Annotated in this window: 14 protein-coding genes and 3 tRNA genes; 3 read left to right on the top strand and 14 right to left on the bottom strand. The window is 67.5% G+C overall.

The genetic code is table 11. From position 1 onward, the window contains the following. Positions 1–32 precede the first annotated feature (32 nt). The 12 genes from rpsJ to trpE all read right to left on the bottom strand — a co-directional run bounded on the left by rpsJ (position 33) and on the right by trpE (position 8,225). Entirely contained in the window at positions 33–347 is a 315-nt protein-coding gene (gene rpsJ / locus FFI97_RS23735) for a 30S ribosomal protein S10 (RefSeq protein WP_007838118.1), read from the bottom strand. 21 nt (positions 348–368) lie between these two features. Beyond that, positions 369–1,562, bottom strand: a complete 1,194-nt coding sequence (gene tuf / locus FFI97_RS23740; RefSeq protein ID WP_062478858.1) for an elongation factor Tu — start codon at positions 1,560–1,562, stop codon at positions 369–371. Between the two features lie 73 nt (positions 1,563–1,635). Continuing rightward, positions 1,636–1,710: transfer RNA gene (locus FFI97_RS23745), tRNA-Thr, on the bottom strand. A 42-nt stretch (positions 1,711–1,752) separates the two neighbouring features. Continuing rightward, positions 1,753–1,826: transfer RNA gene (locus FFI97_RS23750), tRNA-Gly, on the bottom strand. A gap of 65 nt (positions 1,827–1,891) precedes the next feature. Next, positions 1,892–1,977: transfer RNA gene (locus FFI97_RS23755), tRNA-Tyr, on the bottom strand. 94 nt (positions 1,978–2,071) lie between these two features. After that, positions 2,072–2,794 carry a uracil-DNA glycosylase gene (locus FFI97_RS23760; RefSeq protein WP_139701542.1) on the bottom strand — a complete coding sequence of 241 codons (723 nt, stop codon included), beginning with the start codon at positions 2,792–2,794 and terminating at the stop codon, positions 2,072–2,074. Continuing rightward, positions 2,791–3,591 carry an indole-3-glycerol phosphate synthase TrpC gene (gene trpC, locus FFI97_RS23765; protein WP_139701543.1) on the bottom strand — a complete coding sequence of 267 codons (801 nt, stop codon included), beginning with the start codon at positions 3,589–3,591 and terminating at the stop codon, positions 2,791–2,793. Before trpC ends, FFI97_RS23760 begins: the two co-directional genes overlap by 4 nt. Before the next feature lie 37 nt (positions 3,592–3,628). Continuing rightward, on the bottom strand, positions 3,629–4,651 hold the full coding sequence (trpD, locus tag FFI97_RS23770; RefSeq protein WP_095950914.1) for an anthranilate phosphoribosyltransferase: 1,023 nt from the start codon (positions 4,649–4,651) through the stop codon (positions 3,629–3,631). 36 nt (positions 4,652–4,687) lie between these two features. After that, positions 4,688–5,746 (bottom strand): low-specificity L-threonine aldolase, encoded by a 1,059-nt coding sequence (ltaE, locus tag FFI97_RS23775; RefSeq protein WP_139701544.1) that lies wholly within the window; start codon positions 5,744–5,746, stop codon positions 4,688–4,690. A 6-nt stretch (positions 5,747–5,752) separates the two neighbouring features. Then, the gene (locus FFI97_RS23780; protein WP_139701545.1) at positions 5,753–6,337 is read right to left on the bottom strand and encodes an aminodeoxychorismate/anthranilate synthase component II; all 585 of its coding nucleotides are present in this window, start codon (positions 6,335–6,337) and stop codon (positions 5,753–5,755) included. After that, positions 6,334–6,726 carry a GxxExxY protein gene (locus FFI97_RS23785; RefSeq protein WP_139701546.1) on the bottom strand — a complete coding sequence of 131 codons (393 nt, stop codon included), beginning with the start codon at positions 6,724–6,726 and terminating at the stop codon, positions 6,334–6,336. The genes FFI97_RS23780 and FFI97_RS23785 overlap by 4 nt, the downstream gene beginning before the upstream one ends. Continuing rightward, the gene (trpE, locus tag FFI97_RS23790) at positions 6,723–8,225 is read right to left on the bottom strand and encodes an anthranilate synthase component I (RefSeq protein ID WP_139701547.1); all 1,503 of its coding nucleotides are present in this window, start codon (positions 8,223–8,225) and stop codon (positions 6,723–6,725) included. Before trpE ends, FFI97_RS23785 begins: the two co-directional genes overlap by 4 nt. 334 nt (positions 8,226–8,559) lie before the next feature. On the opposite strand from trpE, the gene FFI97_RS23795 reads away from it, so the two are divergent. Beyond that, positions 8,560–9,165 (top strand): chalcone isomerase family protein, encoded by a 606-nt coding sequence (locus FFI97_RS23795; protein ID WP_095743420.1) that lies wholly within the window; start codon positions 8,560–8,562, stop codon positions 9,163–9,165. A 16-nt stretch (positions 9,166–9,181) separates the two neighbouring features. Here the strand turns inward: FFI97_RS23795 and FFI97_RS23800 are convergent, their stop codons facing one another. Further along, positions 9,182–9,859, bottom strand: coding sequence for a phosphoglycolate phosphatase (locus tag FFI97_RS23800; RefSeq protein WP_260685124.1), 678 nt, complete (start codon positions 9,857–9,859; stop codon positions 9,182–9,184). A gap of 79 nt (positions 9,860–9,938) precedes the next feature. Between FFI97_RS23800 and FFI97_RS23805 the strand changes: the two genes are divergently transcribed. Further along, on the top strand, positions 9,939–11,171 hold the full coding sequence (locus tag FFI97_RS23805) for an NUDIX hydrolase (protein ID WP_139701549.1): 1,233 nt from the start codon (positions 9,939–9,941) through the stop codon (positions 11,169–11,171). Between the two features lie 9 nt (positions 11,172–11,180). Here the strand turns inward: FFI97_RS23805 and FFI97_RS23810 are convergent, their stop codons facing one another. Beyond that, entirely contained in the window at positions 11,181–11,882 is a 702-nt protein-coding gene (locus tag FFI97_RS23810) for a response regulator transcription factor (protein WP_139701550.1), read from the bottom strand. Positions 11,883–12,135: 253 nt separating this feature from the next. On the opposite strand from FFI97_RS23810, the gene FFI97_RS23815 reads away from it, so the two are divergent. Continuing rightward, entirely contained in the window at positions 12,136–13,461 is a 1,326-nt protein-coding gene (locus tag FFI97_RS23815; RefSeq protein WP_139701551.1) for a DotU family type IV/VI secretion system protein, read from the top strand. Positions 13,462–13,469 lie beyond the last annotated feature (8 nt).

Raw genomic sequence — 13,469 nt, forward strand, 5'->3', positions numbered from 1 at the left:
GGGCTGTGCTCGGAATGCGACGCGAGGTCGAATTACTGCAGCTTGATCTCGACGTCGACGCCAGCCGGCAGGTCGAGCTTCATCAGCGCGTCCACGGTCTTGTCGGTGGGATCAACGATGTCCATCAGGCGCTGGTGCGTACGGATTTCCAGCTGGTCGCGCGACGTCTTGTTGACGTGCGGCGAACGCAGGATGTCGAAACGCTTCATGCGGGTCGGCAGGGGCACCGGGCCCTTGACGATCGCGCCGGTGCGCTTGGCGGTGTCCACGATTTCAGCGGCCGACTGGTCGATCAGCTTGTAGTCGAATGCCTTCAGGCGGATGCGGATCTTTTGCTTGGTAGCCATGGTGATTCCTTTGCGTCCGGCTTAGATGTCGAGGATCTTGGCCACGACGCCCGAACCCACGGTACGGCCGCCTTCACGGATGGCGAAGCGCAGGCCTTCTTCCATCGCGATCGGGTTGATCAGCTTCACGGTGATGCTGACGTTGTCGCCGGGCATGACCATTTCCTTGTCCGCGGGCAGCTCGATCGCGCCGGTCACGTCCGTCGTGCGGAAGTAGAACTGCGGACGGTAGTTGTTGAAGAACGGCGTGTGACGGCCGCCTTCGTCCTTGGACAGGACATACACCTCGGCGGTGAAGTGCACGTGCGGCTTGATCGAGCCGGGCTTGCACAGCACTTGGCCGCGTTCGACTTCTTCGCGCTTCGTACCGCGCAGCAGCACGCCAACGTTGTCGCCAGCTTGACCCTGGTCCAGCAGCTTGCGGAACATTTCCACGCCGGTGCAGGTGGTCTTGACAGTGGGGCGGATACCGACGATTTCGATTTCTTCGCCGACCTTGATCACGCCGCGCTCGACAGCGCCGGTCACCACGGTGCCGCGACCCGAGATCGAGAACACGTCTTCCACGGGCATCAGGAACGTGCCGTCCACAGCGCGCTCAGGCGTGGGGATGTACGTGTCCAGGGCTTCGGCCAGCTTCATGATGGCGCCTTCGCCCAGATCGCCCTTGTCGCCTTCCAGGGCGAGCTTGGCCGAGCCGTGGATGATGGGGGTGTCGTCGCCGGGGAATTCGTACTTGTCGAGGAGTTCGCGAACTTCCATTTCGACCAGCTCGAGCAGCTCCTTGTCGTCGACCATGTCGCACTTGTTCAGGAACACGATGATGTAGCCCACGCCCACCTGGCGAGCCAGCAGGATGTGTTCACGGGTCTGGGGCATCGGGCCGTCAGCGGCCGAGCACACCAGGATGGCGCCGTCCATCTGAGCAGCGCCCGTGATCATGTTCTTCACGTAGTCGGCGTGGCCGGGGCAGTCGACGTGTGCGTAGTGGCGGTTGGCCGTTTCGTACTCGACGTGCGCGGTGTTGATCGTGATGCCGCGGGCCTTTTCTTCAGGCGCTGCGTCGATCTGGTCGTAAGCCTTGGCTTCGCCGCCGAACTTGGCCGACAGCACGGTGGCAATCGCCGCCGTCAGCGTGGTCTTGCCGTGGTCAACGTGACCGATCGTGCCCACGTTCACGTGCGGCTTGGTGCGGGTGAATTTACCTTTTGCCATTTTTCGACTCCGAAAAAAACGATTTCAACGCGTGCAGATGGGTCGCAAGCCTGTCGTTGCAACCCCAGAAAACTGGTGCCCTTTGCGGGAATCGGACCCGCGACCTCTCCCTTACCAAGGGAGTGCTCTACCACTGAGCCAAAAGGGCTTTTGTTCTAACCAAATCGCCTCCGGCGCCGAACCGGGTCTCTGGAGCGGGAGACGGGAATCGAACCCGCGTCATCAGCTTGGAAGGCTGGGGTTCTACCATTGAACTACTCCCGCATCGGGGGCACTTCAAGGCACCCAAAGCGCTAGATCCAATCGCTCTTAGAAACCAAATTCATCGCTGGTGGAGAGGGCTGGATTCGAACCAGCGTACTCGTAAGAGGGCAGATTTACAGTCTGCTGCCATTAACCACTCGGCCACCTCTCCGGCGAACCTCGAAATATAGCACGATTTTGTGACTACACAGGATTCCCAGCAAAAGATGAAGCGTGGAAACCTGCTCGAGGTGTGAAGCCTCTGATTATGAGCGAAGTTCGGAGCCTCCCGACTGCTGCGCCTCACGCCATGCACGGGCTTGGCCGAAATGACCGCAGCCGATGAACGGAACCGGCGGCCGGAGCGCAGACAGCGGCGAGGGATGATTCGACATCAGCACCTTATGGCGCTCAACGTCAATCAACGCACGCTTACTTTGCGCGTGCGAGCCCCATAGCATAAAAACAACAGGTCGCTCGCCCTGCGCCACATGGCGAATCACGGCGTCGGTCAGCACTTCCCAGCCGCGGCCTGCGTGGCTGGCCGGCTGGGCCTCTTCGACCGTCAGACAGGTGTTGAGCAGCAGCACGCCGTGCGTCGCCCATTTCACGAGACTGCCGCCCGGGTTCGGAAACGCCGGCGGCGGCGTGCCCAGGTCGCGCTGGAGCTCCTTGAAGATGTTGCGCAGCGACGGCGGCAGCGCCACGCCCGACGCCACCGAGAAGGCCAGGCCCTCGGCCTGCCCGCGCCCGTGGTACGGGTCCTGGCCCAGGATCACCACCCGCACGTCTTCCGGCGGCGTGAGTTCCAGCGCCCGCAGCGGCTGCGGCGGAAAGATCACCGCCCCGGCGTCGAGGCGCTCGCGCAGGAAACCCTGCAGCTTCTGGCCGACCGCGCTGGCGAAGAAATCGTCGACCAGCGGCTGCCAGCCCGGCGCCACCGGCCAGTCGGCAGGATCGCTGCTCGACAGCTGGTCCGGCCGCGTCATTTGAACAATGCGGCGAGCGCCTCGCCGGGTTCCTTGGCGCGCATGAAGGCTTCGCCGACCAGGAAGGCATTGACGCCCGCGGCGCGCAGCGTGGCGACGTCCTCGCGTGTGGCAATGCCCGATTCGGTCACTGGCAGGCGGTCCGCCGGCAGCTTGGGCAACAAATCGATCGTCGCCTGGATCGACACCTCGAAGTTGCGCAGGTTGCGGTTGTTGACGCCGATGAGCGGCGTCTTGAGCTTCAGCGCGCGATCGAGTTCGGCCGCGTCGTGCACCTCGACCAGCACCGCCATGCCCAGCCCGCGCGCGATGGCTTCGTAGTCCTTCATCTGCGCGTCGTCGAGGCAGGCGGCGATCAGGAGGATGGCGTCGGCGCCCATCGCGCGCGACTCGTACACCTGGTAGGCGTCGACGATGAAATCCTTGCGCAGCACGGGCAGGTCACACGAGGCGCGCGCCTGCTTGAGGTAGTCGACGCCGCCCTGGAAGAACTGCTTGTCGGTCAGCACCGAGAGGCAGGCCGCGCTCACCACGCCGTCGCCCTCGGCATAGCTTTGCGCGATGTCGGCCGGAATGAAGTCTTCGCGCAGCACGCCCTTGCTCGGGCTGGCCTTCTTGACCTCGGCGATCACCGCCGCCTGGCCGGCCGCGATCTTGGCGCGCAAGGCGGCCTCGAAGTCGCGCGTGAGCACGCGGCTTTCGGCGTCGAAGCGCACGGCTTCGAGCGGGGCACGCTTCAGCGCGGCAGCGACTTCCTGGCGTTTGACGGCGACGATCTTGTCGAGAATGTCTGACATGGCTTGCTCTGCTTTCGATGGCACGACGGCCTGATTCTCAGAAGGAGGTGGAGGCCTTGACCAGCTCATCGAGCTTGGCCCTGGCCGCACCGGACGCGATGGCCTGGCGCGAGCGCTCCACGCCCGCCGGCACCGAGTCGACCACGTTGGCCGCGTACAGCGCCGCGCCCGCGTTGAGGAGCACGATGTCCAGCGCCGGCCCGGCCTGGTTGTCCAGCACGCCGATCAGCATGGCCTTCGACTGCTCGGGCGTCTCGACGCGCAGCGAACGGTTGCTCGCCATCTGGAAGCCGAAGTCCTCCGGGTGCAACTCGTACTCGCGGATCTCGCCGTCCTTGAGCTCACCGATCATGGTGGCCGCGCCCAGCGAGATCTCGTCCATGCCGTCGCGACCGTAGACCACCACCGCATGCTCGGCACCGAGGCGCTGCAGCGCGCGCACCTGGATGCCCACGAGGTCGGGGTGGAACACACCCATCAGGATGTTCGGCGCGCCGGCCGGGTTGGTCAGCGGGCCGAGGATGTTGAAGATCGTCTTGATGCCCAGTTCCTTGCGCACCGGCGCGACGTTCTTCATCGCCGGATGGTGGTTCGGCGCGAACATGAAGCCGATGCCGACCTGCGCGATGCACTGCGCGATCTGTTCGGGCTTGAGGTTGATGTTGACGCCCAGCGACTCCAGCACGTCGGCACTGCCCGACTTGCTCGACACGCTGCGCCCGCCATGCTTGCTCACCTTGGCGCCGGCCGCGGCCGCGACGAACATCGAGCAGGTCGAGATGTTGAAGGTGTGCGAGCCGTCGCCGCCGGTGCCCACGATGTCCACGAGGTTCGTGGTGTCGGCCACGGGCACCTTGGTCGACACCTCGCGCATCACCTGCGCGGCGGCGGTGATCTCGCCGATGGTTTCCTTCTTCACGCGCAGGCCGGTGATCAGCGCGGCCATCATCACGGGCGAGCACTCGCCGCTCATGATGAGTCGCACGATGTGCAGCATCTCGTCGTGGAAGACTTCGCGGTGTTCGATGGTGCGCTGCAGCGCTTCCTGGGGGGTGATCATGGGAATGTCTCCTCGGTGTGTGCGTATCGGCAGGCCTCAGGCCTTGAAGAAGCCGCGGATCGCCGCGACAGCGCGGTCGACGCCCGCGGCATCGACATCCAGGTGCGTCACGAAGCGCAGGCGGTACAGCCCGGTCGCAAGGATGCCCTGCTGGTTGAGGCTGGCGAGCAGCTCCGAAGAACGCGCCTGCGCCGCGCCCGTGAGGTCGACGAACACGATGTTCGTGTGCGGCGCTTCGACGGTCAGGCCCTCGATGCCTTCGAGCCCCTGTGCGAGCCGTTGCGCCAACGCATGGTCGTCGGCCAGGCGGTCGACATGATGATCGAGCGCATGCGAGGCCGCAGCCGCCAACAGGCCGGCCTGCCGCATGCCGCCGCCCGCCATCTTGCGGATGCGGTGCGCGCGCGCAATGAAGTCACGCGAGCCAACCAGCGCCGAGCCGATCGGCGCGCCCAGGCCCTTGCTGAAGCACACCGACACGCTGTCGAAGCACTGCGCGATACGGCGGGCTTCGGCGCGGATGTCGGTTCGCTTGTTCAGCGCAGCCTGTGCGGTGGCCGCATTGAAGAGCCGCGCGCCATCGAGATGCCGCTGCAGCCCCTTGCTTTTCGCCAGGTCGGTCGCGGCCTGCACGTACTCGAAAGGCAGCAGCTTTCCGCCCAGCGTGTTCTCCAGCGCCAGCAGCTTCGTGCGCGCAAAGTGCGCATCGTCGGGCTTGATGGCCGCCTCGATCTGCGCGAGCGGCAGCGTGCCGTCGGGCGCGTGGTCCAGCGGCTGCGGCTGCACGCTGCCGAACACCGCGGCGCCGCCGCCTTCCCAGCGGTAGGCATGCGCCTGCTGGCCGACGATGTACTCGTCGCCGCGGCCGCAGTGCGACAGGATCGCGCACAGGTTGCTCTGCGTGCCGGTGGGCACGAACAGCGCCGCCTCGAAGCCCAGCAGCGCGGCGATCTTCTCCTGCAGCGCATTGACGCTCGGGTCGGTGCCGAAGACGTCGTCGCCCAGCGGCGCAGCCGCCATGGCCTCGCGCATCGCGGGCGTGGGCTGCGTGACGGTGTCGCTGCGCAGGTCGACGATGGGAGTGCGTTCGGTCATGGTGGGTCAGTCCAGAAAGTTCTTGAGCATGGCGTGGCCGTGCTCCGTCAGGATGGATTCGGGATGGAACTGCACGCCTTCGATGCGCACGTCGTGCGCAAAGCCGGTGTGCCGCACGCCCATGATCTCGCCGTCGTCGGTCCATGCGGTGACAGCCAGTTCTTTCGGGCAGCTCTCGCGCTCGATCGAGAGCGAGTGGTACCGGTTGACGAGGAACTTCTGCGGCAGCCCCGCGAACACGCCCTCTTGCGTGGTCGTGATCTCGCTGGTCTTGCCGTGCATGAGCTGCTGCGCGCGCACGATCTTGCCGCCGAAGGCCGCGCCGATGGCCTGGTGGCCCAGGCACACGCCCAGGATGGGCAGCTTGCCCGCGAAGGCCTCGATGGCCGCCACCGACACGCCCGCCTCGGCCGGCGAACACGGACCCGGCGACACCACCAGCCGCGTCACGCCCGAGGCGATCAGCGCGCCGATCTGCTCGAGGGTGATCTCGTCGTTGCGGTGCACCTGCACATCCGCCCCCAGCTCGCCGAAGTACTGGACGATGTTGTAGGTGAACGAATCGTAGTTGTCGATCATCAGCAGTTTCATGGCTTGCTCACAATCCGGTGCACGCCCTTCACGACGGGGAACACGTTGAAGTTGATGAGAAGGCCCAGCTTGAGGCCCGACAGGCGCAATGCGGCCAGCACCTGCGCGCGGTGCAGGTCGGTCAGCACGTCGACCGCCTTGAGTTCGACGATGACCGACTGCTCGATCACGAAGCCCGCGCGGTACACCTCGCCGAGCGACCGGCCCTTGTAGCTGGCCGACAGCGCCACGTCGCGCGCGAAGCCGATCTCGCGCTCGGCGAGTTCGATGGCCAGTGCTGCAGCGTAGGCGCCCTCGTCGAGCCCCGTGCCGAGCACGCGCTGCACCTCGACGGCGGCGCCGATGATCTCGTGCGAGAAGTCGTTCTGGATATCAGGTGCGTTGCTCATTCCAGGCCTTCCTCGACCAGTTCGGCGGCACGCAGGAGTGCGCGCGCCTTGGCTTCTGTTTCCTTCCACTCCAGCTCGGGCACCGAGTCGGCCACCACGCCGGCCGCGGCCTGCACGTGCAGCATCTGGTCCTTCACGATGCCGGTGCGGATCGCGATGGCCACGTCCATGTCGCCCGCGTAGCTGATGTAGCCGCAGGCGCCGCCGTACAGGCCGCGCTTGGTGGGCTCCAGCTGGTCGATGAGTTCCATCGCATGCACCTTCGGCGCGCCGGTCAGCGTGCCGGCCGGGAACGTGGCCTTGAGCACGTCGATGGCGGTCATGCCGTCCTTCAGCGTGCCTTCGACGTTGCTCACGATGTGCATCACGTGGCTGTAGCGCTCCACCGCGAAGGCCTCGGTCACCTTCACGGTGCCGGTCTTGGCGATGCGGCCGATGTCGTTGCGCGCCAGGTCGATCAGCATGACGTGCTCGGCGCGCTCCTTCGGGTCGTTGATGAGTTCCACCTCGGCCGCCTTGTCGAGCTCGAGCGACGCGCCGCGCGGGCGCGTGCCGGCCAGCGGGCGGATGGTGATCTTCTGCTCGCCGTCGCCCGTGTTCTCCTGGCGCACCAGGATCTCGGGCGAGGCGCCCACCACGTGGAAGTCGCCCAGGTTGTAGTAGTACATGTAGGGCGACGGGTTCAGCGAACGCAGCGCGCGGTACAGCGACAGCGGCGACTCGGTGTAGCGCTTGCTGATGCGCTGGCCCACCTGCACCTGCATGAAGTCGCCGGCGGCGATCATCTCCTTGGCACGCTCCACGGCCGCGAGGTAGTCGGCCTTGGCGAAGCTGCGCTCGGGCGGATGCGCCTGCGTGGGCTTCACGACGGGCGCGCTCACCGAGTACTTGAGTTTGTCCTTCAGCTCGCGCAGGCGGCGCTTGCCCACGGCGTAGGCCTCGGGCTGCTTCGGGTCGGCGTAGACGATCAGATAGAGCTTGCCCGACAGGTTGTCGATGACCGCCAGTTCTTCGCACTGCAGCAGCAGGATGTCGGGGCAGCCCAGCGTGTCGGGCGGGCAGCTTTTTTCGAGCTTGCGCTCGATGTGGCGCACGGTGTCGTAGCCGAAGTAGCCGGCCAGGCCGCCACAGAAGCGCGGCAGGCCGGGCCGCAGCGCGACCTTGAAGCGCTTCTGGTAGTCGGCCACGAAGTCCAGCGGGTTGCCCTTGGCGGTCTCGACGACCTGGCCGTCGGTCACCACTTCGGTGACGGCCTCGTCGCCGAAGCCCGAGGCACGTAGCAAGGTGCGCGCCGGCAGGCCGATGAAGCTGTAGCGCCCGAAGCGCTCGCCGCCCACCACCGATTCGAGCAGGAAGCTGTGCTTGCCGCCGCCCTGCGAATGGGCGAGTTTCAGGTAGAGGGAAAGCGGGGTTTCGAGGTCGGCAAAGGCCTCGGCCATCAGCGGGATGCGGTTGTAGCCCTGGGCGCTGAGGCTCTTGAATTCAAGTTCGGTGATCACGGATCGTTCTCCAGTTGCCTGCCGACGCTCCTTTGGCCGGTGGCAAGGTCATTCACGAGAGTGGCCCGATGTCGGCATGCGTGCCGGCTCGGAACCGCGGGCGCACGGCGTGCGCCGCGCAATCAAACAGTCAGCGATGTATGGCGACGCCAGGGCCAGGCTCCCCGGCTGCCTTCACCTGTTTGAATGATGTGATGAACGAACATGGAGCGCTGAGTTTAGCCCACGAAAACGAGGCCTTGTGCAACCGCTGGCTTCAGGGTTCCCCCGGAGCCTCTCGGATAAAACGAAAAGATACATTCGCACGACCGTTCGCAAATTCAAGGAGACTCACTTGCTCGCACCCCTGCTCCCGGCCGTGTTCTCCCGCCTCGCGGCGCTCGCTGTCCTGTCGGCCGCGCTCTGCGGCAGTGCCTTCGCGGCGCAGGTCGAGGTGGCGGGCGTCAAGCTCGACGACCAGATGGACCTGCGCGGCGCCCCGCTGGTGCTCAACGGCGCGGGCATCCGCTACAAGACCATCATCAAGGTCTACACGGCCGGCCTGTACCTGGGCAAGAAGGCCTCGACCACCGAAGAGGCGCTGGCCGTGCCGGGCCCCAAGCGCGTGGCGATCACCATGTTGCGCGACATCGACGCCAACGAACTCGGCAAGCTCTTCGTGAAGGGCGTGGAAGACAACTCGCCCAAGAGCGAAATGGTCAATCTGATCCCCGGCCTGCTGCGCATGGGGCAGATGTTCGCGGACCAGAAGCAGCTCAAGGCCGGCGACACCTTCACCATCGACTGGGTGCCCGGCACGGGCACGCTGATCACGGTGCGCGGCGTGCCGCAGCCCGACCCGGTGAAGGAAGTGGCGTTCTTCAATGCGCTGATGCGCATCTGGCTCGGCCCGAACCCGGCCGACTGGAAGCTGAAGGACGCGCTGCTCGGAAAGCAGTAAGTAGCCGGGCGGCCTGTCAGGCCGCCGCGAGGTCGGCCAGCGATTCCACGAACCCATCCGCATCCACGCCGCGCACCGGCTCGCCGTGGTTGTAGCCGTAGGTGACGAGCACCACGGGGCAGCCGGCGGCGCGCGCGGCACGTGCGTCGTTGCTCGAATCGCCCACCATCAGCGTGCGCGACGGCACCGTGCCCAGCGCCTCGCAGGTCTTCAGCAGCGGCAGCGGATCGGGCTTCTTGCGCTCGAAGGCATCGCCGCCGAACACCTGCTCGAAGAAGCCGTCGAGCCCCTTCGCGGCCAGCAGCGGCTTGGCGAAGGAGGTCGGCTTGTTCGTGAGGCAGGCCAGCCGCAGCCCACGCGCGCGCAGCGCCTTCAGGCCCTCGACCACGCCGGGGTAGGCGGACGAATACCGGCCGTTGATCTCCAGGTAGTGGTGCTGGTAGCGCTCCCACGCGCGATCGAACAGCGCCGCCGGGGCTGGCGCGCCCACATGCGCCAGCGCCGACAGGATCAGGTGCTCCGAGCCCTTGCCCACCATGCGCTCGATGGCGGCGGGCGCCACCGGCGGCAGCTCGAGGTCGCGCAGCATGCGGTTCAGGGCCTCGGCAAAGTCGCCGAGCGTGTCGACCATGGTGCCGTCGAGGTCGACGATGGCGGCGTCGAAGCGGGAGAGATCGGTGCGAAGAGTGTCCAAGACAGGCGGCTCCCAGGGAGCGAAGTGGGTGGTGGATGCGCGAGGCACGCATTGTCCCCCGGCCGCAAAATAGGCGCCCATGACCCCCACGACGCCCCCGCCCTCCGCCCCTCGCCCCATCCGCACCGCCGCCACGCTCGTCGTCCTGCGCGACGGCCCCGAAGGCCTCGAGGTGCTGATGCTGCGGCGGGCCGAGAAGGCCAACGACCAGAACAGCGGCGCCAGCGTCTTCCCGGGCGGCATGGTCGATGCGCACGACCGCCTGCTGCACCCGCTGTGCGCGGGCCTGGACGACGCCGCCGCGAGCGCGCGCCTGGGCCTGCCCGAAGGCGGGCTCGACTTCCACGCAGCCGCGATCCGCGAATGCTTCGAAGAAGCCGGGCTGCTGCTCGCGAACGATGCGCAGGGCCGGCCGGTCGAGCTGCTCGCGCTCACCTCGGGCGAACTCGACGCGATGCGCGCCGCCGCCGAACGCAGCACCGACGCCCTGCTCGCGCTGTGCGCCGAGCGCGGCTGGTGCCTTGCCGTCGACCGCATCGCGTACTTCAGCCACTGGCTGACCCCGCCCGGCATGCCGCGCCGCTTCGACACGCGCTTCTTCGCCGCTGCGATGCCCGCCGGCCAGGACGTGCGCCCCGACGGCCGCGAGACCGTCGAGCACCTGTGGCTGAAGCCCGCCGACGCGGTCAGCCCCGAACGCGGCCTCAAGCTGCTGAACGTGACGCGGCGCGTGCTCGAGCACCTGGCCACCTTCGCCCGCGTCGACGACTTCATGGCCCATGCGCGCGCACTGCGCCGCATTCCGCTGACCATGCCGCGCCTGGCCGACGGTCCCCAGGGCCGACGCCCGGTGAACATGGAAGAGCCCGCCTACGACGAGATCGGACACCTCGATCCCGACGGCCAGGGCGGCGGCCGCTATGCGCTCGAAGCGGGCCTGGTCACGCCGCTGTCCGCACGCGTGCTGCGCGTCGTGCACGAGAGCGGCCTCAACAGTTTTCTCATCGGCGGCACCGAAGGCTGGGCGCTGATCAACCGTGCGCCCGGCGACGCGGCGCACGAAGCCGCGCTGCGGGCGGCGGCGCCCGGCCCGGTGCGATGGGTGTTGTCGGCGGACGCTGCGCCGCAGTCCCTGGACCTCGGCGGCGCCACGCTCCAGGTGCTGGGCGCACAGCGCTTCCTGCTGGCCGAGGAGCGCATGCTGTTCACGGAGGACGCAACGACGCCCGCGCCCGAAACGGATCAGATCGTCGAATGGATCGTGCCCGCGCGCGGCTTCATGCACCGCCCGGCGTCGGCGCTCGCCGACTGAGGCGCGTCTTCAGGCCTGCTGCGCTTCCGTCAGCGCCTGCGCCGCCACCACCGCCTCGGTGCGGTTGCGCACGTTGAGCGCGCGGAAGATGGCGGCCAGGTGGATCTTCACCGTGCCTTCGCTGATGCCCAGGCTGCGCCCGATCAGCTTGTTCGGCTTGCCTTGCGACAGCAGCTGCAGCACCTCGACCTGCCGCTCGGTGAGCACGCTGCGCAGGTGTTCGAGGGTCTGAGTGCCGCCGCTGTTGCCGCCGCCACGCGCGAAGGGCTCGCCCGCCGCGGCAGACGACGGCGACACGCCGGCCACGATGCCCGGCGGCAGCGCCGTGAGCATCATCGGCGGCACGTACACGCCGCCCGCCAGCACCAGGCGCACGGCCGACAGCATGACGTCGGGCGAGTAGGCCTTGGGAATGAAACCGAGCACGCCGCGTTCGAGCGCACTGCGCATGATGGACGGGTCTTCGTAGCCCGACAGCACGATCACGGGCACGGCCGGGTGTCGTCGCCGGATCTCGTCGATGTGGGCCTGCCCGTCCGCGCCGGGCATGTTGAGGTCGATCAGGGCCAGGTCGAGATCGTCGGTCGCGCCGGCAAGCAGTTCGTCGACGCTCAGCGCCAGGACGAACTCGATGCCAGCTCCCAGCTCCGACAACTTGGCTTTGACCGCCTCGATGACGAGCCGGTGGTCGTCGGCGATCAGAATTTTCATGGCATACCCCAGTGTCCCAACGTCAATGTGCATTGGATTCTTCTGCGACTGCGAAGATAACGGCGATTGCCCCGTCCAGCAAGGCCGCCGCGCCCCACCAACGGCATAGACCCCAAGCGGTATGGCGGCCCCGTGGGCCCGTTGAAAAAATGAACGCCCACTCCAACGACCGGGGACATGGGCATGTGCGATCGCTGCAGACGCCGGTGCAAGGCATGCTTCGCAATGCACGCTTGAGAAGCGGGCATCCCTCATGGCCCGCCTGCTCGACTGCTTCTCGCCCTTCATTGCCTTCGGTCTCGGCCTGGACGCGTCGATCGCGGCCGGCCACCCCACCCTCACCCACGGCGACGCCCAGCGCGAGGCCCTGCGCCTGCTGGACATCGCACGCGCCGACGCCGACGTGGCCGGCGCCACCGCCACGCAGATCGAGTCGGCCGCATTTGCCATGGTCGCGTGGCTCGACGAGATCCTGGCGCGCCACCCCGACGCCGTGGACGGCGCCGCGCCGCTGCAGGTGCAGCTGTTCAACTCCAACAACGCGCACAGCGAGTTCTTCCACCACCTCTCGGCGCTCGGTGCGCAGGACCACGCGGTGCGCGAGGTCTACTGGCATGCGCTGGCGCACGGCTTCAAGGGCCAGTACTACTTCGAGTCGGGCGACGAGGGCGAGCTCGGCAAGCTGAAGGACCTGCACGGCCGGCAGCTGCAACCGCCGCCGCTCGAACTCGGCAGCCTCGCGCAGGACCACATCACGCCCCAGCCCTACGGCGTGCCCGACCCGCGCGGCCCGGCCGACATGCGCCGGCGCGACCGCACCGTGCTGCGCACCGGCACCGCGCTGGCCGTGCTCGTGCCCGCGCTCTTCCTGCTGTGGCACTGGCTGGCGGGGCCGCCGGCCGCCGGCACGGCGCTCACGCAGCGCATCGACCGGCAACTCGCCAGCTACGCCTGCGCCGACCTCGAAGCCTCGATCGACCCCGACGGCCGCCCGCGCGTGACCGGCTTCGTCTCGCAGCGCGACGACCTGCTCAAGGTGGCGGAGGACGTCGCGGCCATTCCCGGCGTGCGCGCGCCGCAGTTCGACGTCGGGCTGCGCGTGTGGCCGCACTGCGAGGTGTTCGCCATCCTCAAGCCCTCGCAGGCGCGCAACCGCCAGAAGAACCACGGGCTGAGCGTGAGTGTGCCGTCCGCGCGCGACGGCCGGCTGCGCGAGGGCGACGCGGTGCGCGTGCAGGTGGTGGCGCCGCGCCACGAGAGCTACATCTGGGTCGACTACTACACCGCCGACGGCTCCGTGATGCACCTGAACACGGGGCCGGCCCCGACGCGGTTGCGCGCGGGCGAGTCGCTGGAACTCGGGTCCGACATCCCCTCGAGCTGGCTCGTGAGCCCGCCCTTCGGCAACGTGCTGATCACCGTGCTGTCGGCGCCGATGCCGTTCAGCGAAACCTCCGACCGCCCGCCGTACGAGATGGCCTCGGCCTACCTGCTTCGCCTGCGCGAGGCGCTGGCCGCGAGCAGGAACAGCGAGCGGCTGATCGCCGACTTCATCTCCCTCGAAACCGTGGCGCGCTGACCTCGCCC

It is taken from the genome of Variovorax sp. KBS0712, assembly GCF_006323185.2.
In the GTDB taxonomy this organism is placed as follows: Bacteria; Pseudomonadota; Gammaproteobacteria; order Burkholderiales; family Burkholderiaceae_C; genus Variovorax; species Variovorax boronicumulans.

Bases quoted from the DNA above. Each gene is read 5' to 3' on its own strand.
- FFI97_RS23785 (WP_139701546.1), bottom strand. From the start codon at position 6,726: ATGAGCAACGCACCTGATATCCAGAACGACTTCTCGCACGAGATCATC.
- FFI97_RS23760 (WP_139701542.1), bottom strand. From the start codon at position 2,794: ATGACGCGGCCGGACCAGCTGTCGAGCAGCGATCCTGCCGACTGGCCG.
- tuf (WP_062478858.1), bottom strand. From the start codon at position 1,562: ATGGCAAAAGGTAAATTCACCCGCACCAAGCCGCACGTGAACGTGGGC.
- FFI97_RS23780 (WP_139701545.1), bottom strand. From the start codon at position 6,337: ATGAAACTGCTGATGATCGACAACTACGATTCGTTCACCTACAACATC.
- ltaE (WP_139701544.1), bottom strand. From the start codon at position 5,746: ATGACCGAACGCACTCCCATCGTCGACCTGCGCAGCGACACCGTCACG.
- FFI97_RS23805 (WP_139701549.1), top strand. From the start codon at position 9,939: ATGACCCCCACGACGCCCCCGCCCTCCGCCCCTCGCCCCATCCGCACC.
- rpsJ (WP_007838118.1), bottom strand. From the start codon at position 347: ATGGCTACCAAGCAAAAGATCCGCATCCGCCTGAAGGCATTCGACTAC.
- trpD (WP_095950914.1), bottom strand. From the start codon at position 4,651: ATGATCACCCCCCAGGAAGCGCTGCAGCGCACCATCGAACACCGCGAA.
- FFI97_RS23810 (WP_139701550.1), bottom strand. From the start codon at position 11,882: ATGAAAATTCTGATCGCCGACGACCACCGGCTCGTCATCGAGGCGGTC.
- FFI97_RS23815 (WP_139701551.1), top strand. From the start codon at position 12,136: ATGGCCCGCCTGCTCGACTGCTTCTCGCCCTTCATTGCCTTCGGTCTC.
- trpC (WP_139701543.1), bottom strand. From the start codon at position 3,591: ATGTCAGACATTCTCGACAAGATCGTCGCCGTCAAACGCCAGGAAGTC.